Source organism: Kitasatospora sp. NPDC041988, from assembly GCF_055588525.1.
On record NZ_JBVJCO010000013.1, the window covers coordinates 19,220 to 38,318 of the forward strand.

General features: G+C 72.2%; 17 protein-coding genes, 1 tRNA gene, 1 other RNA gene and 1 pseudogene. 13 read left to right on the forward strand and 7 right to left on the reverse strand.

Going from position 1 to position 19,099, the window contains the following annotated elements; all coding sequences use genetic code 11:
- Positions 1 to 6 precede the first annotated feature (6 nt).
- A complete protein-coding gene (locus ACZ6NC_RS15350) occupies positions 7 to 2,337 on the reverse strand; it encodes an ABC transporter permease (RefSeq protein ID WP_465732804.1) in 2,331 nt (776 codons plus the stop codon).
- A complete protein-coding gene (locus ACZ6NC_RS15355; RefSeq protein WP_465732806.1) occupies positions 2,334 to 3,065 on the reverse strand; it encodes an ABC transporter ATP-binding protein in 732 nt (243 codons plus the stop codon). The genes ACZ6NC_RS15350 and ACZ6NC_RS15355 overlap by 4 nt, the downstream gene beginning before the upstream one ends.
- A gap of 132 nt (positions 3,066 to 3,197) precedes the next feature.
- Here ACZ6NC_RS15355 and ACZ6NC_RS15360 point away from each other — a divergent pair, with 132 nt between their 5' ends.
- From ACZ6NC_RS15360 to ACZ6NC_RS15370, 3 genes are read left to right on the forward strand one after another with little or no spacing between them, the layout of a single operon-like run.
- A complete protein-coding gene (locus ACZ6NC_RS15360; RefSeq protein WP_465732808.1) occupies positions 3,198 to 4,406 on the forward strand; it encodes a sensor histidine kinase in 1,209 nt (402 codons plus the stop codon).
- Entirely contained in the window at positions 4,406 to 5,107 is a 702-nt protein-coding gene (locus ACZ6NC_RS15365) for a response regulator (protein ID WP_465732810.1), read from the forward strand. The genes ACZ6NC_RS15360 and ACZ6NC_RS15365 overlap by 1 nt, the downstream gene beginning before the upstream one ends.
- A 58-nt stretch (positions 5,108 to 5,165) precedes the next feature.
- Complete coding sequence (locus tag ACZ6NC_RS15370) at positions 5,166 to 5,792, forward strand: glyoxalase (RefSeq protein ID WP_465732812.1); 627 nt, start codon at positions 5,166 to 5,168, stop codon at positions 5,790 to 5,792.
- A gap of 166 nt (positions 5,793 to 5,958) precedes the next feature.
- Here the strand turns inward: ACZ6NC_RS15370 and ACZ6NC_RS15375 are convergent, their stop codons facing one another.
- From ACZ6NC_RS15375 to ACZ6NC_RS15385, 3 genes are all read right to left on the reverse strand, one after another.
- A complete protein-coding gene (locus ACZ6NC_RS15375; protein WP_465732814.1) occupies positions 5,959 to 6,315 on the reverse strand; it encodes a hypothetical protein in 357 nt (118 codons plus the stop codon).
- Complete coding sequence (locus ACZ6NC_RS15380) at positions 6,312 to 6,773, reverse strand: prevent-host-death family protein (RefSeq protein WP_465732816.1); 462 nt, start codon at positions 6,771 to 6,773, stop codon at positions 6,312 to 6,314. The genes ACZ6NC_RS15375 and ACZ6NC_RS15380 overlap by 4 nt, the downstream gene beginning before the upstream one ends.
- Positions 6,774 to 6,984: 211 nt before the next feature.
- Positions 6,985 to 7,069: transfer RNA gene (locus ACZ6NC_RS15385), tRNA-Ser, on the reverse strand.
- A gap of 120 nt (positions 7,070 to 7,189) precedes the next feature.
- On the opposite strand from ACZ6NC_RS15385, the gene ffs reads away from it, so the two are divergent.
- The 10 genes from ffs to ACZ6NC_RS15435 all read left to right on the forward strand — a co-directional run bounded on the left by ffs (position 7,190) and on the right by ACZ6NC_RS15435 (position 17,317).
- An RNA gene (gene ffs / locus ACZ6NC_RS15390) (signal recognition particle sRNA small type) lies at positions 7,190 to 7,286 on the forward strand.
- Between the two features lie 69 nt (positions 7,287 to 7,355).
- On the forward strand, positions 7,356 to 9,578 hold the full coding sequence (locus ACZ6NC_RS15395) for a DNA polymerase III subunit gamma and tau (RefSeq protein WP_465732818.1): 2,223 nt from the start codon (positions 7,356 to 7,358) through the stop codon (positions 9,576 to 9,578).
- Positions 9,579 to 9,704: 126 nt separating this feature from the next.
- Complete coding sequence (locus ACZ6NC_RS15400; protein ID WP_465732820.1) at positions 9,705 to 10,043, forward strand: YbaB/EbfC family nucleoid-associated protein; 339 nt, start codon at positions 9,705 to 9,707, stop codon at positions 10,041 to 10,043.
- A gap of 201 nt (positions 10,044 to 10,244) precedes the next feature.
- The gene (recR, locus tag ACZ6NC_RS15405; protein WP_148644037.1) at positions 10,245 to 10,844 is read left to right on the forward strand and encodes a recombination mediator RecR; all 600 of its coding nucleotides are present in this window, start codon (positions 10,245 to 10,247) and stop codon (positions 10,842 to 10,844) included.
- Positions 10,837 to 11,562: a DUF5063 domain-containing protein gene (locus ACZ6NC_RS15410; protein WP_465732822.1), complete on the forward strand. Its 726-nt coding sequence runs from the start codon at positions 10,837 to 10,839 to the stop codon at positions 11,560 to 11,562. The genes recR and ACZ6NC_RS15410 overlap by 8 nt, the downstream gene beginning before the upstream one ends.
- A 326-nt stretch (positions 11,563 to 11,888) precedes the next feature.
- Positions 11,889 to 13,169 (forward strand): aspartate kinase, encoded by a 1,281-nt coding sequence (locus ACZ6NC_RS15415; protein ID WP_465732824.1) that lies wholly within the window; start codon positions 11,889 to 11,891, stop codon positions 13,167 to 13,169.
- Positions 13,166 to 14,218, forward strand: a complete 1,053-nt coding sequence (locus ACZ6NC_RS15420; RefSeq protein ID WP_465732826.1) for an aspartate-semialdehyde dehydrogenase — start codon at positions 13,166 to 13,168, stop codon at positions 14,216 to 14,218. Before ACZ6NC_RS15415 ends, ACZ6NC_RS15420 begins: the two co-directional genes overlap by 4 nt.
- Before the next feature lie 371 nt (positions 14,219 to 14,589).
- Positions 14,590 to 15,135: a SigE family RNA polymerase sigma factor gene (locus tag ACZ6NC_RS15425; protein WP_360181438.1), complete on the forward strand. Its 546-nt coding sequence runs from the start codon at positions 14,590 to 14,592 to the stop codon at positions 15,133 to 15,135.
- Positions 15,128 to 16,411: a hypothetical protein gene (locus ACZ6NC_RS15430; RefSeq protein WP_465732828.1), complete on the forward strand. Its 1,284-nt coding sequence runs from the start codon at positions 15,128 to 15,130 to the stop codon at positions 16,409 to 16,411. Before ACZ6NC_RS15425 ends, ACZ6NC_RS15430 begins: the two co-directional genes overlap by 8 nt.
- 114 nt (positions 16,412 to 16,525) lie before the next feature.
- On the forward strand, positions 16,526 to 17,317 hold the full coding sequence (locus tag ACZ6NC_RS15435) for an SURF1 family protein (protein ID WP_465732830.1): 792 nt from the start codon (positions 16,526 to 16,528) through the stop codon (positions 17,315 to 17,317).
- Between the two features lie 16 nt (positions 17,318 to 17,333).
- Here the strand turns inward: ACZ6NC_RS15435 and ACZ6NC_RS15440 are convergent, their stop codons facing one another.
- Together ACZ6NC_RS15440 and ACZ6NC_RS15445 are read right to left on the reverse strand one after the other, a co-directional pair.
- A complete protein-coding gene (locus ACZ6NC_RS15440) occupies positions 17,334 to 17,669 on the reverse strand; it encodes a hypothetical protein (protein ID WP_465732832.1) in 336 nt (111 codons plus the stop codon).
- A gap of 230 nt (positions 17,670 to 17,899) precedes the next feature.
- Positions 17,900 to 18,991: pseudogene (locus ACZ6NC_RS15445) on the reverse strand (alpha/beta hydrolase family protein); the annotation flags it as partial.
- Between the last annotated feature and the right edge of the window lie 108 nt (positions 18,992 to 19,099).

Consider the following 19,099-nt stretch of genomic DNA (forward strand, 5'->3'; position numbering starts at 1 on the left):
GTCCCGCTACTCCGTCCGCAGGACCTCCGCCACAGGTGCCTTTGCGGCGCCTCGGGCCGGGAAGTAGGCCCCCAGCGCGGCGATCACAGAGCCCGAGAAGGCCAGCAGCACCACCAGCGGCCAGCTCCACACGCTCAACAGCGAGTTCGGCAGATCGAGCCCGGTGCCGCGTCCCGTCATCGGGATGATGATCCGGTGCGCGAGCATCCCGAGCGGGGCGCCGATGATCCCGCCGACTGCTCCGAGCGCGGCCACGGACGTCACCACCATGGCGATCACCTGGCGCGGAGTCATGCCGATCGACTTGAGCATCCCCAGGTCCTTGCGCCGCTCGCGGGTGTTGAGGACCACCGTGTTGAACACACCGAGGCTCGAAACGATGATCAGCATCACGGCGAGCGTCGACACCACGCTGATGATGACCTTCTCGCTGGTGTCGGAGGCGCCGTTCTCGTACGCGTTCAGCCCCGGGTCCGTGCGCGCGACCGTGGCAGCGTACGCCTGCGGGTCGGCGCCCTTCGAGAGCTGGACGTAGAAGCCCTGGGCGCGCTGGACCGGGCTGAGCGGGGCGAACCGGTTCCAGTCGAGGGTCGTCACGTCCCAGCCTCCGGTGGTCTCGCCGACGATCTTCTGCGGCTGCGGCCCGTCGCTCGTGTCCAGCGTGATCGTGTCGCCGAGGGACGCCTTGTGCCGGTGCCAGAACTCCGAGGAGACCACCACCTCGTTCGGCGCCTCGATCCAGCGTCCCCGGACGAGATCCGGGTGCAGCTCCGCCGTGTCGCCGCTCTCGACGCCCACCCGGAGGATTTCCGACGAACCCGTCATCCGGGTCTCCGCCACGGTCTGCGCGTACACGTGCGCGGTGCCGGGCAGTGAGCGCAGCAACGCGAAGAGCTGGTCGTCGGAGTGGGTCGGGCCGGGAGTGTTCCACCTGGGGTTGTTGAGATCGACGCGCACCTGGATCTTGTCGGTCTGCTTCTGCGTCTGCCCGAACTTCACGACCGAGGCGGAGATGCCGAGCGCCATCGTCACCGTCATGACACCGAGTACGACGGTCGACAGGGTCAGGGCCGTGCGACCCGGCCGGGCGAGTGGCCAGCCCAGGCCCAGGCTCATCGGGCGCGGCAGGCGTGATCCGCCGAGCTTGCGGTGGATCGCCAGGCCGCGTCCGGTCTGCTGGACGCTGCCCGCGCTGATGGCGACGGCGGCGGGAAGACGTCGGGCACGCAGCGCCGGGACGAGCGCGGACAGCGCGACGAGTACCGGCATCCCGATCAGCACGACCGGAAAGACCCACGTCGGGATGGTCGCCTTGTCGATGACGAGATCGTTGCCGAAGATGCCGAAGAACGCCTGGTGCACCAGCTTCCTGCCGACGAGGCCGCCGATCACCGAGCCGAGCACGCTGCCGATCACCGCCGGGAACGTGACCATGACGAGGTAGACCGCCGTCACCTGGTTCGGCGTGAAGCCCAGGGCCTTGAGGACGCCGATGTGCCGGAAGCCCGAGACGACCGCGCCGCTGACGACATTGCCGACGATCAGGACCGAGACGACCAGGCCCAGGACGCCGAAGACCGTCAGGAACGGCACGTAGGTGTTCGGGCCCTTCGCGAGGCTCGCCTTGAGGGCCAGGTAGGAGCCGGTCCCCGTCAGGGCGTCCGACGGCAGTCCCTTCGTGGCGGCGGCCATGCCGGCCTTCAGCGCTTCGTCGGACCCGGCGTCCTTGAAGCGGTACATCATCTGGAGCGAGGCCGGGTGCAAGGCCCGGGCCTGGTCCGGCGTGACCCAGCCGCCCGCGGACTGGCTCGCCGAGTTCGCGTAGCCGACGATCTTGAGACGCGTGCCGTCCGGTGTGACGACCTCGCGCTCGGAGGCGATCTGCATCCGGCCGATGTCCGACGGTACGTTCATGACGATCTCGCCCGGACCGGTCGCCCAGCGGCCGGCGCTGAGTTCGAGGGTGTCGACCGGGGTGTCCGGCCGGTCGCGGCCGACGACGGTGAACGCACCTGACAGCCCCATCGGATGGTCGCCGGTCTCCGACGGCGAGTAGAGGACGGCCTGGGGATAGGGGCCGGCGACGGCCTCGACGCCGGGGGCGTTCGCGGCCTGCGCGATCTGCGCGGCGGTCGCCTTCGAGCTGTCGAACTCGGCGGTGACGTGGGCGCCGTTCGCGGCGTCGTAGGCCTGGTCGAAGGGGCCCGACACGGCCGCCAGCAGGCCCAGCGTGGCGATGGCCATGGCGCTGGAGACCATGACGACCACGCCGAGGATGAAGGTCTGGAACCTGCGCCGCTTCACCGCAGCGCGGGAGGCCCGCCAGACGGCGCTCATCGTGCGACCTCCGCGACCACTGCGCCGTCCACCGAGCGGTCCAGGGCGATACGCCCGTCCGCGACCTCGATGACCCGGCGCGCGCACTGCGCGGCGAGCCTCGGGTCGTGCGTGACGATCAGGAGCGTCTGGCCGAGCCGGTTCAGGTCCAGGAGCAACTGCATCACCTGGTCACCGGACCGGCTGTCCAGGGCGCCGGTCGGCTCGTCGGCCAGCAGCAGCGAGGGCCGGTTCATCAAGGCCCGCGCTGTGGCCACCCGTTGCCGCTCGCCGCCGGACAGCGCGGCCGGATAGATGTTCTTCCGGTCGGCGATTCCGAGTTCGCCCATGAGTTCCGAGGCGCGCTTGCGGGCAACCGAGGCCTTCAACCCGACCAGTTGTCCGGACAGGGCGATGTTGTCCAGGGCCGGCAGGTCGTCCAGCAGGTTGAAGAACTGGAAGATCATGCCGATCCGGCGGCGGCGGAACAGCGCCAGGCCCTTCTCGTCGAGTGTGGCCAGGTCCTCCCCACCGACGACGACCGATCCCCCGGTCGGCCGGTCGAGCCCGGACAGCATGTTCAGCAGCGTCGACTTCCCGGAGCCCGACGGCCCCATCACGGCGACCGACTCGCCCGCGCCGATCTCCAGCGAGACGCCGTCCAGGGCCGCGTAGTCCCCGAAGTCCTTCCGTACGTCCGTGAGCCGGACGACGACGTCCCGTTCCTCGTAACCGCCAGTGTTCGTCATGGCGAGAACATTGCTGGTCGCCCTGGTCGACCGGCATCGGAGCGCCGTCCACATCCCGGGGCAGGGATACCGACCCAGGATGTACACCCTCGGTCCGATCCCCCCGGATGATCACGTCGCTACGCTCGGATCATGCCCACGACCCCGCCCCCGATGCCGTTGCTGCGGCGTGTGACGCCCGGCGCGTGGACGGCGCTCGCCTGGTGCGTCTCCACGCTGTACTCGTTCGTCGTCCAGATCCGCTGGCCGGGCGAACAGTTGCGGCCCTGGGGCGAGAAGAGCCACCGCATCGAGCCGTTCGCGATGGCCGGCCGCGAGCAGGCGATGCTGCTGGTCGCGGCGGCCCTGCTGGCCGGCGCCAGCGGGCTCCTGACCCGCCGGCCGCTGCCGTCGGTGACGATGCTGGTGCTCAGCGCGCTGGCCCTGACCAACGGCCCCCTGCACACGACCAGCATTGCGCCCGACCAGTACCTGCCGGTCTGTGTGGCCCTCTGCTTCGTCGCCGCCACCGAGACGCGGCGGACGTCGCTGTTCGCCGCCGGACTCGGCCTCGCCGGGCTCCTCGGCTACGTCGGCACGCGCCTGGCGCTGGGACTGCGGGTGGGCACCTCGGTCGAGGCCGTCGTCCTGATGATGATCGTGGTCGCCTGGGTGACCGGGAACTCGCGACGTCAGGAACGCGAGCACACCGAGCAGATGCGCACCCGGGTCGCGGAGCAGGCGGTGACGGCCGAGCGGCTGCGGATCGCCCGCGAGCTGCATGACATGGTCGCGCACAGCATCGGCGTCGTCGCGATCCAGGCCGGCGCCGCCAAGCGCGTCATCGAGACCCAGCCCGAGGGCGCCCGCAAGGCGCTCGGCGTCATCGAGAACACCAGCCGGGAGACGCTCGCCGGGCTGCGTCGGATGCTGGGCGCACTCCATGACGCCGACTCCGGCGGCGCCGCCAAGCCGCTCGCCGGGCTCGGGGACGTCGAGAAGCTGGTGGAGAACGTCCGTGACGCCGGCGTCCGGGTGGACGTCGAGTGGCGCGGCGAGCGGCGTCCGCTGCCGCCGGAGGTCGACCTGTCCGCCTTCCGCATCATCCAGGAGTCCGTCACCAACGTGGTCAAGCACTCCAGGACCGAGCAGTGCCGTGTCTCCGTGGTCTTCCGGCCGGACGACCTGTCCGTCGTGATCGTCGACAGCGGATCCGGGAACGGCAGGGGCGAAGGCACCGGCTACGGTATCGCCGGGATGCGAGACCGGGTGAAGCTGTTGAACGGCGACTTCACCGCCGGGCCGCGTCCCGAGGGCGGCTACCGCGTGACCGCCCGTCTTCCCATCCCGATGGAGGTCTGATGCCGGTCCGCGTCGTGCTCGCCGACGACCAGCCGCTGATCCGCGCCGGTCTGGTCATGGTGATCACCGACATCCCGGACATCGAGGTCGTCGGGGAGGCCGGGAACGGCGCCGAGGCCGTGCAACTGGTCCGGGACCTCAGTCCCGACGTCGTCGTCATGGACATCCGCATGCCCGGCATGGACGGCATCGAGGCAACCCGGATGATCACGAAGAACGCCGGTGCCCCGCACGTCATCGTCCTGACGACGTTCGACGACGACGACAACGTCTACAACGCCCTGAGAGCCGGGGCTTCGGGGTTCCTCGTCAAGGACATGGCCTTGGACGACATCATCGCGGCGGTGCGGGTCGTGGCCGCCGGGGACGCACTGATCGCGCCGAAGGTGACACGCCGCCTGATCGAGGAGTTCGCCGACCGTCCGCAACGGGCCGCCGCCCTGCCGCCCAAGGCGATCCAGGGGATCACCGACCGCGAGCTCGAGGTACTGACGCTGATCGGCCGGGGGATGTCGAACGCCCGGATCGCCGAGGCGATGTTCATCAGCGGCGCGACCGTCAAGGCGTACGTGACGCGGCTGCTGGCCAAGCTCGACGCCCGCGACCGGGTCCACCTCGTCATCATCGCCTACGAGAACGGCCTGGTGACGCCGACCGGACAGTCCGGCGCCACCAGGCCGGGTGCGTCGCGCGACAGCTGACCAGACCGGTCAGGAATCGAGAAGCACCGGCCACCGGGCCGCAACTAGCTTCACAGTCATGACTTCCATCGAATCCGTCACCCTCGACGTGGCCGACCACGCAGCCGCCGACCAGTTCTACGCCACCGCCTTCGGCCTGGGCCCGCAGCTGTGCCTGCGGGCCTCGCAGCCACCGGTGACCGGCTTCCGCGGTTTCACACTGTCGCTGACGGTGTCGCAGCCGGCCACCGTCAACGGCCTCATCGACGCGGCCCTCGGCGCCGGTGCCACGTCGTTGAAGCCCGCCGCCAAGTCGCTCTGGGGCTACGGCGGCGTCGTACAGGCCCCGGACGGGACGATCTGGAAGGTCGCGACGTCGGCGAAGAAGGACACCGGCCCGGCCACCCGGCAGATCGACTCGATGGTGCTGCTGCTGGGCGTCGCGGACGTGACCGCGAGCAAGCGCTTCTACGTCGGCCGGGGCCTCGCCGTGGCGAAGAGCTTCGGCGGTATGTACGTCGAGTTCGCCGCCGGGTCGAGCCCCGTCAAGCTGGGGCTGTACAAGCGCCGTGCCCTTGCCAAGGACGCCGGCGTCTCTCCCGACGGCACCGGATCACACCGGCTCGCGATCGGCGGTGCGGCCGCGCCCTTCACCGACCCGGACGGCTTCGCCTGGGAGACCGCAGCCCCGGCCCCCGCGCCCTGATGCGCCCCAGCCGCCCCCGGCGAACCGGCCGACGACGACGAACAGGCCGCGAACGACGAAGGCCCGGACCGTCGAAACGGTCCGGCCTTCTGCCGGCGGAGGATACGAGATTCGAAACTCGTGAGGGATTGCTCCCAACACGCTTCTCAATTTCTCGTGAACGCAGTCAGCTGTCGGTGTCCTTCGGGTGTCGCGTGGAGGCATACACGAGGTGGACGGTCCGCTTGACTTCGTCGACGAGGTAGCGCACCCGCCCGCCGGCGGTCACCTCGTACTCCCACTGGGGAAGTTCGTCGCCCCCGAGGTCGCGGGTGGCGAGGCGACCGCGCAGCCGATGCTGTCGATCCGGATCGTTCATCGACAGCGGGTTGGTGCGCAGGGCTTCGAAGCAGCGGCGAGTGTTGCCCGCTGCCTCGGTGCAGAGATCGCCCCAGCCTTTGGCTGCTTCGCTTGTGGCGAAGCGGAGCCGCCACTCGTCGCCGACGGGCGGCGGTGCGACGTCGTCGCCGCGCTTCGGGCTCATGGCGCGGAGACCTCGCCGTGATCCTCGCCGGGGAGACGTGCGGAGAGCTGCGTGGTCAGTTCGGGGTCGGCCAGGATTCTCGCGGTGGCGCGCCACTCGACGATGACGCGGTGCAGGTTGGCGTGTACGTCCAGCTCCACGACATCGCGAGTGCCGTCCACGAGGTCGACGACGAACTCCCGCACCTCCTCTGCGGACAGGTGCCGGGTCCAGGGAAAGACCGTGGGCAGAGCGAGGAGCACCGCACGCGCCCCCTCGTCGCTGCTGATCAGGGCCGCGAGCAGGCGCGCGGTGACATCGGCGGTCTCCTCGCGCTGGCGGTCGTGCCGCGCGGTGGTGAGGTAGAGATCCTCACCGTCGCGGCGCGAGACGTGGACGCGCTGGGCCCGCTCCACGGTGTCGGCGACCCGTTTGGAGTTCTTCGAAAGATCAGAGAACGAGACCGTGGGAGTCGACATGCCTCCGACGTTACTTCGGAATACATTCCGAAGTAACGCGTGGGGCGTGCGTCGGACTTGTGCTCGACCGTGTGGCGGCATGAAGGTGCAGGCCTCGATGGCGCGCCCTGCGGATGGCGGAGGGGGGCGTGTCCCGTGCGTGGAGGCTGCGTGTCGGCCCATGGGAACGACGAAGGCCCGGGCCGTCGAAACGGTCCGGGCCTTCTGCCGGCGGAGGATACGAGATTCGAACTCGTGAGGGATTGCTCCCAACACGCTTTCCAAGCGTGCGCCCTAGGCCTCTAGGCGAATCCTCCGTGGGAGAGCTTAGTACATGTTCAGGGGTGGTCGCGACCACGTATCTCGTAGGCGGGGGCAGGGTGTGACCTGCGGATCGGGGTGGTGGAGGTGGAGGGCTGGGATCGGGTACTGTTGGGGGCAGCCCCTCGTGTGGCGTTATCTCTCTGAACCCCCCCAGGGCCGGAAGGCAGCAAGGGTAGGAGGGCTCTGGCGGGTGCACGGGGGGTCTTTGCGTTCCCGGGGGCGGGGTGGCCCGGTTGAGGGGCGACGCGTTTGTCGGCCCGTCCCGATATCGTCGGTGGTGTGTCCCTAGCCCTGTACCGCCGCTATCGCCCCGAGACTTTCGCCGAGGTCATCGGGCAGGAGCACGTGACCGCTCCGCTCCAGCAGGCCCTGCGCAACAACAGGGTCAACCACGCGTATCTGTTCAGCGGCCCGCGCGGCTGCGGGAAGACGACGAGCGCGCGCATCCTGGCCCGCTGTCTGAACTGTGAGCAGGGGCCGACGCCGACCCCGTGCGGGGAGTGCCAGTCCTGCCGGGACCTCGCGACGGGCGGGCCCGGGTCGATCGACGTGATCGAGATCGACGCCGCGTCGCACGGTGGTGTGGACGACGCGCGTGAGCTGCGGGAGCGGGCGTTCTTCGCGCCGGTGCACAGCCGGTACAAGATCTTCATCCTGGACGAGGCGCACATGGTGACCTCGGCCGGCTTCAACGCGCTGCTGAAGGTGGTGGAGGAGCCGCCGGAGCACCTCAAGTTCATCTTCGCGACGACGGAGCCGGAGAAGGTGATCGGGACGATCCGCTCCCGGACACACCACTATCCGTTCCGGCTGGTGCCGCCGGGGACGCTGCGCGACTACCTGGCGGAGGTCTGCGGGCGGGAGCAGATCCAGGTGGAGGACTCCGTCTTCCCCCTGGTGGTGCGGGCCGGTGCCGGGTCGGTGCGTGACTCGATGTCGGTGATGGACCAGCTGCTCGCGGGTGCCGGCGAGGGCGGTGTGACGTACCAGATGGCGACCGCGCTGCTGGGGTACACCGACTCGGCGCTGCTGGACGAGGTGGTGGACGCCTTTGCCGCGCACGACGGGGCGACGGTGTTCCAGGCGATCGACCGGGTGGTCGAGGGCGGGCATGATCCGCGCCGGTTCGTGACGGACCTGCTGGAGCGCCTGCGGGACTTGGTGATCCTGGCCACTGTGCCGGACGCGGGGGAGAAGGGGCTGATCGACGCCCCGGCCGACCGGGTCGCGATCATGCAGGCCCAGGCGGACGCCTTCGGGGCGGCCGAGCTGAGCCGGGCGGCGGACATCGTCAACACCGGGCTGACCGAGATGCGGGGGAACGCGGCGCCGCGGCTCCAGCTGGAGCTGATCTGCGCCCGGGTGATGCTGCCGGGTGCGTACAGCGACGAGCTGTCGTTGCAGGCGCGGCTGGACAAGCTGGAGCGCCGGGCCTCGGCCGGGGGCTTCGCGGCTCCGGCGGCCGGACCGATGGCGCCGATGGCGCCCGCGACATCCATGGCGGCCATGCCCGCGCCCGTCGCGGCGCCCGTGCAGGATGCCCCGGTGCCGGTGGAGGCGGTGCAGGCCGCGCCGGTGCAGGCACCCCCCGTCCAGCCGGCCCCCGTCCAGGCGGCGCCCGCTCCGGCCCCGGCCGGGCCCGCGCCCGGGGCGTGGCCGATTCCGCGCAGCTTCCCGCCGGCCGGTGGCGCGCCCGCGCCCGCCCAGCCGGCACCCGCGCAGGGCGTGCCGCAGCCGACGCCCGCGCCCGTTCAGGCCCCCGCGCCCGTCCAGGCCCCCGCGCCCACGGCTGCCCCGGCAGCCGCACCGGTCGGCGGGCAGCCGTCGGGTGCCGCGCAACAGGGTGCCGCGCAGATCCGGCAGATGTGGCCGCAGATTCTGGAGGCGGTGAAGAACCGCCGCCGCTTCACCTGGATCCTGCTCAGCCAGAACGGCCAGGTGGCCGGGTTCGACGGCAGCGTGCTCCAGGTGTCGTTCATCAACGCGGGCGCCCGGGACAGCTTCGTCGGCAGCAACAGCGACGACGTGCTGCGCCAGGCGCTGTCGGACGCGCTCGGCGTGGACTGGCGGATCGAGTGCATCGTCGACCCCTCGGGCGGCTCGTCCGGCGGGGTGGCGGGCGGCGGAGGCGGAGGCACCGCCCCGGCCGCCGGCGGGAACTTCGGCAGCGGCGGTGGCGGCGGTTGGGGTGCACCCCCGGCGCGTCCGGCGGCGTCCGCGCCCCCGATGCAGGCCGCCGCACCGGCGCCCGTCCCGTCCCCCGCGCCCGCACCCGTGGCCGCACCCCCGTCGGCATCGGTCGCAGCGGCCGCCCCGATGGCGCCGGCTCCGCCCGTGCAGGCCCGGCCGGCCGCGCCAGCCGCCCCGGCGGTCGCCCTGGAGGACGACATCCCGGAGGAGGACGACCCGGACCTCAAGGAGGAGACCTTCTCCGGCCAGGAGCTGATCATCCGCGAGCTGGGGGCGACGGTCCTGGAGGAGATCCGCCACAGCGGCGGCTGACGGGCGGGCACCACGTAGGCTCGTCGCGACGACGTCAGGCGACGACGCAGACGACGTAGATGACGCATGCGACGACGCCGACGACGTGGACGAAGCAAGACGAACCCGAACGCAAGGGAGTGACCCGTGTTCCCCGGTGGTGGCCAGCCCAACATGCAGCAGCTGCTCAAGCAGGCGCAGAAGATGCAGCAGGACCTCGCCAAGGCCCAGCAGGAGCTGGCCGAGACGAAGGTGAACGGTTCGGCGGGCGGCGGCCTGGTCGAGGCCACGGTGACCGGTGCCGGTGAGCTGGTAGCCCTGACCATCGCCCCGGCGGCCGTCGACCCGGAGGACACCGAGACCCTGGCCGACCTGATCCTGGCGGCGGTCCGGGATGCGAACCAGGCCGCGCAGAAGATGCAGGCCGAGCGGATGGGCCCGCTGACCCAGGGCCTGGGCGGCGGTATCCCGGGTCTGCCGTTCTGACCTGCGGAGCTTGCCCGAGCGGTCGGGAAAGTCCGAGGTCATGATGGTCTGAAGGTCAGACGACAGACCTGTGTGATTTATGCGGGAGTAGGGCGTCGGGCGGTGCGCCCGGCGCCCGATTCGTTGGATGATGGCACCGGAGTACCCGAACGGGTGCCCCAGCGACCAGCCGAGACCGACCAACCCGAGGGAAGGCGCGACGTGTACGAGGGCGTGGTTCAGGACCTGATCGACGAACTGGGCAGGCTGCCCGGCGTCGGGCCCAAGAGCGCGCAGCGGATCGCCTTCCACGTCCTGCAGGCCGACCCCACCGACGTGCGCCGGCTGGCGCACGCGTTGCTGGAGGTCAAGGACAAGGTCCGGTTCTGCGCGGTCTGCGGCAATGTCGCGGAGGCCGAGCAGTGCCGCGTCTGCCTCGACCCGCGCCGCGACCTCGCGGTGATCTGCGTGGTCGAGGAGTCCAAGGACGTCGTCGCCATCGAGCGCACCCGCGAGTTCCGCGGCCGCTACCACGTGCTGGGCGGCGCGATCAGCCCGATCGAGGGCGTCGGCCCGGACGACCTGCGGATCCGCGAGCTGCTGGCGCGCCTCGCGGACGGCACGGTCACCGAGCTGATCCTGGCCACCGACCCCAACCTGGAGGGGGAGGCGACCGCCACCTATCTGGCCCGGCTCTGCAAGCCGATGGGCCTGAAGGTGACCCGCCTGGCGAGCGGTCTGCCCGTCGGCGGGGATCTGGAGTACGCGGACGAGGTCACCCTCGGTCGCGCCTTCGAAGGGAGACGACTGCTCGATGTCTGACCGGACGCTCAACCAGCAGCCCCACCCGCCCCACCAGGGCGGCCCCCACCTGGCCGACCCGCAGCAGGACCTGCACGCCCCGCACATCCACGCGCACGGTTCGGAGCCGGACGACTTCGCGGTGCAGATCGCGGACTCGGTGGAGAGCTTCGTGCTCGCCGTCACCGAGGTCGCCAAGGGCGACGAGCCCGGCAGCGCGGTCTCGCTGCTCCTCCTGGAGGTCTCGCAGCTGCTGCTGGCCGGCGGCCGGCTCGGTGCCATCGAGGACGTCGTCCCCGAGGACCGCTTCGAGCCCGACGCAGGGCCGGAGCCGGACGGTGAGCAGCTGCGGGAGCGGCTGGCCGAGCTGCTCGCGCCGATCGACGTCTACCACGAGGTCTTCGACCCGTACGGGCCGCCGGAGAAGCCGAACGCGTTCCGGATCTCGGACGACCTGGCCGGAGTGGTCAGCGAGCTCCAGCACGGGCTCACCCACTACCGCGAGGGGCGGGTCAGCGAGGCGCTCTGGTGGTGGCAGTTCTCGTACCTCTCCAACTGGGGCACGACCTGCTCGGCGGTGCTCCGGGCGCTGCAGTCGCTGATCGCCCACGTCAGGCTGGACAGCCCGCTCGGGGCGGTGCCGGACGGTGCGGACACCGACGACGACGGGCTCACCGACGAGCAGTTGGAGCAGCAGGCCGGTGACCTGATGGCGGCCGAGCTGGGTCTCGGACGGTAGGACCGGCAGCGGAGGTCGGACGGCAGGACCACGGCAGCGGAGGACGGATTGTGACGCACGCCTCAGGCTCCGAGGCCGGAAGGGAAAACCCCGGGGCCGCCGTCCGTTCGTCCGCCGATTCTTCGGGGCCGTCCCGGATACCCCGCAGACCTGCCGGTGGCCGGCCCCGTACCGCCGCCCACCTGCTGAAACGGGCGTCTCATCATATGGAAAGCGACAGTCGCGCCACCCCTGCTCGGTAGACTGGCGCCGACCGCACAACCCCCGCCACCCGGGGGTGCGGGGGCCCCCGGGCCCCCGGAAACGACACAAGTCGAGGAGCGCACGTGGGCCTTGTCGTGCAGAAGTACGGCGGCTCATCCGTTGCGGATGCCGAGGGCATCAAGCGCGTGGCCCGTCGAATCGTCGACACCAAGAAGGCCGGCCATGAGGTCGTCGTCGTGGTGTCCGCGATGGGCGACACGACGGACGAGCTCATCGAACTCGCGGAGCAGGTGTCACCCATCCCTGCCGGCCGTGAGTTCGACATGCTGCTGACCGCTGGAGAACGCATCTCCATGGCGCTGCTGGCCATGGCGATCAAATCCCTCGGTCACGAGGCCCAGTCCTTCACGGGCAGCCAGGCCGGCGTCATCACCGACTCCGTCCACAACAAGGCGCGCATCATCGACGTGACGCCGGGCCGCATCCGCACCGCCCTGGACGAGGGCAACATCGCGATCGTGGCCGGCTTCCAGGGCGTCTCGCAGACGAGCAAGGACATCACCACGCTCGGCCGCGGCGGCTCGGACACCACCGCCGTCGCCCTCGCCGCGGCCCTCAGGGCCGAGGTGTGCGAGATCTACACCGACGTGGACGGCGTCTTCACCGCCGACCCGCGCGTGGTGAAGAAGGCCCGCAAGATCGACTGGATCGCGTACGAGGACATGCTGGAGCTGGCCTCGTCCGGTTCCAAGGTGCTGCTCGACCGCTGCGTGGAGTACGCGCGGCGCTACAACATCCCGATTCACGTACGCTCGTCCTTCTCGGGCCTTCCCGGGACGATCGTCAGCAACGACAACCCGAACATGCCCGAAGGGGGCGAGATGGAGCAGGCCATCATCTCCGGAGTCGCCCACGACACTTCCGAGGCCAAGGTCACGGTCGTCGGCGTGCCGGACAAGCCGGGCGAGGCGGCGCGCATCTTCCGCGCCATCGCCGACGCCGAGGTCAACATCGACATGGTGGTGCAGAACGTCTCCGCCGCGTCGACCGGCCTGACCGACATCTCCTTCACCCTGCCGAAGACCGAGGGCCAGAAGGCCATCGACGCGCTCGGCCGGGTCAAGGAGGGCATCGGCTACGAGTCGCTGCGCTACGACGACGCGATCGGCAAGATCTCCCTGGTCGGGGCCGGCATGCGCTCCAACCCGGGCGTCACCGCGACCTTCTTCGAGGCGCTCTCCGAGGCCGGCGTCAACATCGAGCTGATCTCCACCTCGGAGATCCGGATCTCGGTCGTCACCCGCGCCGACGACGTCAACGAGGCCGTGCGCGCCGTCCACACTGCCTTCGGGCTGGACAGCGAGTCGGACGAGGCGGTCGTCTACGGCGGCACCGGGCGATGACCCGGCGGCCGAACCTCGCCGTCGTCGGCGCCACCGGCGCGGTCGGCGAGGTACTCCTCGGCCTGCTCTCACTCCGTCAGGACATCTGGGGCGAGGTGCGCCTCGTCGCCTCCCCGCGCTCGGCCGGCCGCAAGCCGGTCGTGCGCGGGGAGCCCGTCGAGGTGCTCCCGCTCGCCGAGGAGGTCTTCGACGGGATCGACATCGCGCTCTTCGACGTACCCGACGAGGTCTCCGCGCGCTGGGCGCCGATCGCGGCCGCCAAGGGTGTCGTGGTGGTCGACAACTCCGCGGTGTTCCGGATGGACGACGCCGTCCCGCTGGTCGTCCCCGAGGTCAACGCGGCGGCGGCCCGGCTGCGCCCGCGCGGCATCGTCGCCGGCCCCAACTGCAGCACTCTCACGATGATCGCGGCGCTCGGCGCGCTGCACGCCGAGTACGGGCTCAGCGAACTCGTCGTCGCCTCCTACCAGGCCGCCTCCGGCGAGGGCCGGGCCGGCGTGGACGCGCTGCGCGAGCAGGTCGGGCTGGTCGCCGGCACCGAGGTGGGCGAGCACACCGGCGACCTGCGCGCGGTGATCGCCGACAACGGCCCGTTCGCCGCCCCGCTGGCGCTCAACGCGGTGCCGTGGAGCGGCTCGCTGGTGGACGGCGGCTGGTCGTCCGACGAGCTGAAGATCCGCGACGAGTCGCGCAAGATCCTCGGCCTGGCGGGCCTCAAGGTCTCCGCGACCTGCGTCCGCATCCCGGTGGTGCGCACCCACGCGCTGGCCGTGCACGCCGTCTTCGAGCGCGAGGTCACCCAGGAGCACGCCCAGGAGATCCTCCGGGACGCCCCCGGCGTGGTGCTCTACGACGATCCGGCGGCGGGCGAGTTCCCCACCCCCAACGACGTGGTCGGGACGGACCCGGTCTGGGTCGGGCGGGTCCGCCGGGCGCTGGACGACCCGGCCGCGCTGGACCTCTTCCTCTGCGGCGACAATCTGCGCAAGGGGGCGGCGCTCAACGCCCTGCAGATCGCCGAACTGGTCGCGGGCGAGCTGTCCGGCTGACGCTCCGCCGACGTACTGGGTGACGCTTCGGCTGACGTTCCGCCGACGTGTCGGCCGAGGTTCCGCCGACGCTCCGCCGTCCGGCCGACTGGCGTTCCGTCGACGGTCCGGTTGTCGTTTCGTCCGGTTTTCGGACGGGTCGGTCCCCGCCTCCGGACAGTCGGTCACGGAATCCGCCCGAATCCCCCTGGAGGCGGCTTCGGCCCATGGGCGAGAATGTCCCGTGGGCTGGGCAACCATGACAGGGGATCGAGTGTCCAACGGGCGTGGCGAACGTGATGGTGGGGGCAGGGGCGGGCATCTCGGCAACGGCCGCGGTGACGTTCCCTCCGCGCGCCCATCGGCCTGCGGATAGGCCGGAAGAAAGCCAGATGACGGCGGTCGCACCCGGCCCGGCGGACTCCGGTGCCGGTACCAGCGCGGGCACCAGCGAGGATCTGCTCACCGAGACCTATCAGGCCCACTACCGTTCGCTGCTCCGGTTGGCGGCGCTGCTCCTCGACGACCTCTCGACCTGTGAGGACGTGGTCCAGGAGGCGTTCATCCGGGTCCACGCGGCCCGGCGCCGGGTGCGCGAGCCCGAGAAGACGCTCGCCTATCTGCGGCAGACCGTGGTCAACCTGTCCCGGTCCACGCTGCGGCGCCGGATCCTCGGCCTGCGGCTGCTGCCGAAGCCCATGCCTGACATGGCCAGTGCAGAAGAAGGAGCCTACGATGCGCTGGAGCGCGATCAGTTGAAGGCCGCGCTGCGGGGTCTGCAACGCCGTCAGCGGGAGGTTCTGGTGCTGCGTTACTTCGTGGACATGACGGAGGCGCAGGTCGCGGAGACCCTGGGCATCTCGCTCGGTTCGGTGAAGGCGTACGGCTCGCGTGGGCTCGCCGCGCTGCGGGTCCAGATGGAGGCCGGGCATGGCTGACGACAGGGGAGGCCTGGCCGGCGCAGGCGGGCCGCCGAACCCGGGCAGGCCCAACGCGGACGGGCTGAACGCGGAGGAGCGGCTGGTCCGCGAACTGATGCAACGCGCGGTGTCCGAACTCCAGCCCGACCCGGGCGGACTGCACCACATCCGCCGCGCCGTACCCCGCCGCCGGGCCGCCGTACGCGGAGCCTGGACCGGCGCCGCCGCACTGGCACTCGCCGTCGCCATCGCACTGCCCGCCCTGCACGACGCCGACCACCTGGACCTCTCCGGCGGCCCCGGCTCGCCCAGCGCCGCCGACGGGACGGCCTCCGCCTCCGCCGGAGGCACCACGGCCGGTGGCGACTCGGCCGGCCCGAACCAGACGCCGCACGCCGGCACGAGCGGGACCGGCACCGGCGCCGGCCCGTCCGGCTCCGCCAGCGCCCCGCCGCGCCCCGGGGCGAGCACCACCGACGCGGGCCCGGGCGCGGTCACCCCCGCCACCGCCACCAGCACCGGCGGCGGCACACTGGTGCCGCTCTGCACCCGCGGCGACCTCGGGCAGGGCACCGCCCAGGTCGGCACCGCCGACGCCGACGGGCGGATCTACGGATACTTCACCGTGCTCAACACCTCCGGGCACGCCTGCCGGCTCGGCGGGCCGGGAGCGGTCTCGGTCATCGGCGTCACCGGGACGGACGCCGCCCGGATCCGGGTGACCGACCACACGGCCGGCGACCCGGCGACCGGCCTGCCCGCCGTCGCAACGGCCGCGGGCGCCTCGCCCGCCGCCGGGGACGGCGCCGGCCAGGGGCTGCTGCTGGCGCCGCAAGCCGGGTACCGGGTGGACTTCGGCTGGGTGCCGGACGCCGGCGGCTGCCCCGCCCCGGGCGGTTCCACGCCCAGCGCAACGGCCGGCCAGGGCGGATCGGCCGTGGCCGCCGGGTCGGGCCAGGGCAGCACCTCGGGGGCGCAGGCCGGAGCCTCCGGCGGCTCCACCGGCGCAGGCCCGGCGGCCGGCTCCTCGCGGGCACCCAGCGCGGCGCCCCCGGCGACGACCACGCCGACGGCCGGTCCGACCACGGCCCAGAGCCCCACGGCCACCCCGACCGCCGGCCCCAGCACGCCGCCGCCCACCGTCACCCTCGCCCACACCCCGGCCCCGGGCAGCCCGTCCACCGCGACGGTCGGCCTCCCGGGCGCCTGCGCGGGCACCGTCTACCGCACCGCCCCCCAACCCCTCCAGGCCCCGCCGGCGCCCACCCCGACCACCTCCCCTTCGGCCGGCTGAGCCCCAGGCACACCTGCCGCGCCCCGCGTACGGGAAGTCGGCCCGGCCGACTTCTCGTGCGGCAGGCGGACCCCTGTGGTCGGGAGGAGCGTGAGGAATGGTTACCGTGGTGGTGTGTACCGGTTCCTCCTCACCCCGCGCTGGCTGAGCGGCACCGCGCTGGCCGTCGCGGCCGTTGCGGTGTGCGTCTGGCTCGGCACCTGGCAGCTCGGCCGGTTCGAGGACAAGGTCTCCTCGCACCAGGAGATCAGCAGGTCGGCGGGGGACGCCGGAGCGGCCAGTCCGCTCGGCGAACTGCTCGGCGCCGACCGGCCGCAGGTCACCACCGACACCGTCGGCCGGGCCGTGACCGTCGCCGGCACCTTCGACCAGGAACACCAACTGCTCGTCCCCAACCGGGTGCTGGACGGCAAGCAGGGCTACTACGTGCTCACCCCGCTGCGCACCGCGGACGGCCGGACCGTCGCCGTCGTCCGGGGCTGGGCGCCGGGCACGCCCGCCGCGGGCGGAGCCACCGCCGCGGCGGCGCCAGCCGGCGAGGTCACGGTGACCGGGCGGCTCCAGGCCGGCGAGAGCAGCGGCAGCAACGGCGCGGTGGCCGGCGGCCTCCCGGCCGGACAGCTCGGCACGATCAACCAGGCCGCGCTGGTCAACAAGCTGTCCTACGACGGCTGGTACGACGGCTGGGTGTCCGCGGACGCGGCGCCGGCCGGGCTGACCACGGTGCCGACCGTGCAGCCCCAGGGCGGCAACGGGCTCACCCTGCGGGCGTTCCAGAACCTGGGCTACACGCTGGAGTGGTTCGTCTTCGGCGGCTTCGTCGTCTTCATGTGGTTCCGCCTGGCGCGCCGCGAGGCGGAGGCCGAACAGGACCGGGTCCTCGGGCTGGACCCGGTCCTGGAGTAGCCCCCTCGGCAGGGGTTCAGCGCGTCGGCTTCGCCGGCGGTACGGACGGCACGGCCAGCCGGGACGGCGTCGCAGGCCTGGCCGGTGTGGCCGACAGGGACGGCGACGGCGTACCGGACGGCGTACCGGACGGCGACGAGGACGGCGAACCCGACGGTGGCGGGTCGCACCGGCTGCCGTTGCCGCTCCCGCTGTCGTCGTCATCGTCGTGGTCGGTGTGGTGGCGCACCTTGCGTCCGCTCTTGGAGCCCTTCGAGCCCTTCGACGCGGACGACTTCGAGCCGGACTTGGCGAGCACGACCACGCCGTCGTCGCCCTCACCGGCCTCCACCGTGCGGAAGGCGGCCTGCACGGCGAGGCTCCCCGTCGATGCGCCCGCCGAAGCGCCCCCGAAGGCCGAAGCCCTGACCGAAGCCGAAGCCGTGGCCGAAGCGGTGGCCGAAGCGGTGGCCGAGGCCGTCGGCTGCGTGGACGGCGACGCGGGCGGCGGGCAGGCCGCTCCGCTGCCGCTGTCCTGACCCGAGCAGCCGGTGAGCACCAGGGCCCCGGCCACCCCCACCCCCATGACCGCCAGCAGACGTCTCACCCGGTCCCCCCGTCCGTCGGCGCGACGGCCGCCGCCCCTTCGGCCCGATTCTCCCCGACACCGTCCGCGCCGAGGTGGCGCCGGACGAAGTCGATCTCCAGCCGCAGCTGCTTGATCCGCTCCTCCACCACCAGGGAGCCGTGCCCGGCGTCGTAGCGGTAGACCTCGTGCGGCGTGCCGAGCTGCTCCAGCCGCTCGACGTAGTTCTCGATCTGCCGGATCGGGCAGCGCGGGTCGTTGACCCCGGCGCTGATGTAGACCGGCACCCGGACCCGCTCGACGTAGGTGAGCGGCGAGGAGGCCGTCCAGCGCTCGGGCACCTCCTGCGGGGTGCCGCCGAAGAGCGTGCGGTCGAGCGACTTCAGCGCCTCCATCTCGTCGTCGTACGCGGTCAGGTAGTCCGCGACGGGGACGGCGGCGACGCCGAGCGCCCAGCTCTCCGGCTGTACGCCGAGGCCGAGCAGGGTGAGGTAGCCACCCCAGGAACCGCCGCTGAGGACGAGCCGGTCCGGGTCGGCGAGGCCGCTCGCCACCGCCCACTCGCGGACCGCGCCGATGTCCTCCAGCTCGATCAGGCCGACCCGCTCGCGCAGGGCGTCCGTCCAGGCCTGGCCGTAGCCGGTGGAGCCGCGGTAGTTGACCCGGACCACCGCGAAGCCGTGGTCCAGCCAGGCGGCCGGCCCGGCGGCGAAGGAGTCGCTGTCGTGGTGGGTCGGCCCGCCGTGGATCTCGAAGACGGTCGGGAACGGGCCGTCGCCCCGGCCGGCCCCGGCCGGCCGCTGGACGAGCGCGTGCACCCGCCCGCCCGGTCCGTCCACCCAGACGTCCTCGACCGGCACCGAACCGGGCGGCACCGAGCCGGGGGCCCGCAGCACGACCGTGCCGGCGGTGGAGCGGACGGCGGACGGCTCGGCGGCGGAGGACCAGAGGAACTCCACCGTGCCGTCCGGGCGGGGGGTGGCGCCGCCGACGGTGCCACGCGGGGTCTCCAGCCGGGTCAGGCGGCCGCCATTGCCTGGGGCTTCCTCCAGCGAGTACGAGAACAGTTCGCTGCGCGCCTCGTACTCGTGCTCGACCAGCAGCGGGGGGGGGGGGGGGGGGGGGCGGGGGGGGGGGGGGGGGGGGGGGGGGGGGGGGTGGGTGGGGGGGGGGGGGGGGGGGGGGGGGTGTGGGGGGGGGGGGGGGGGAAAAGACGG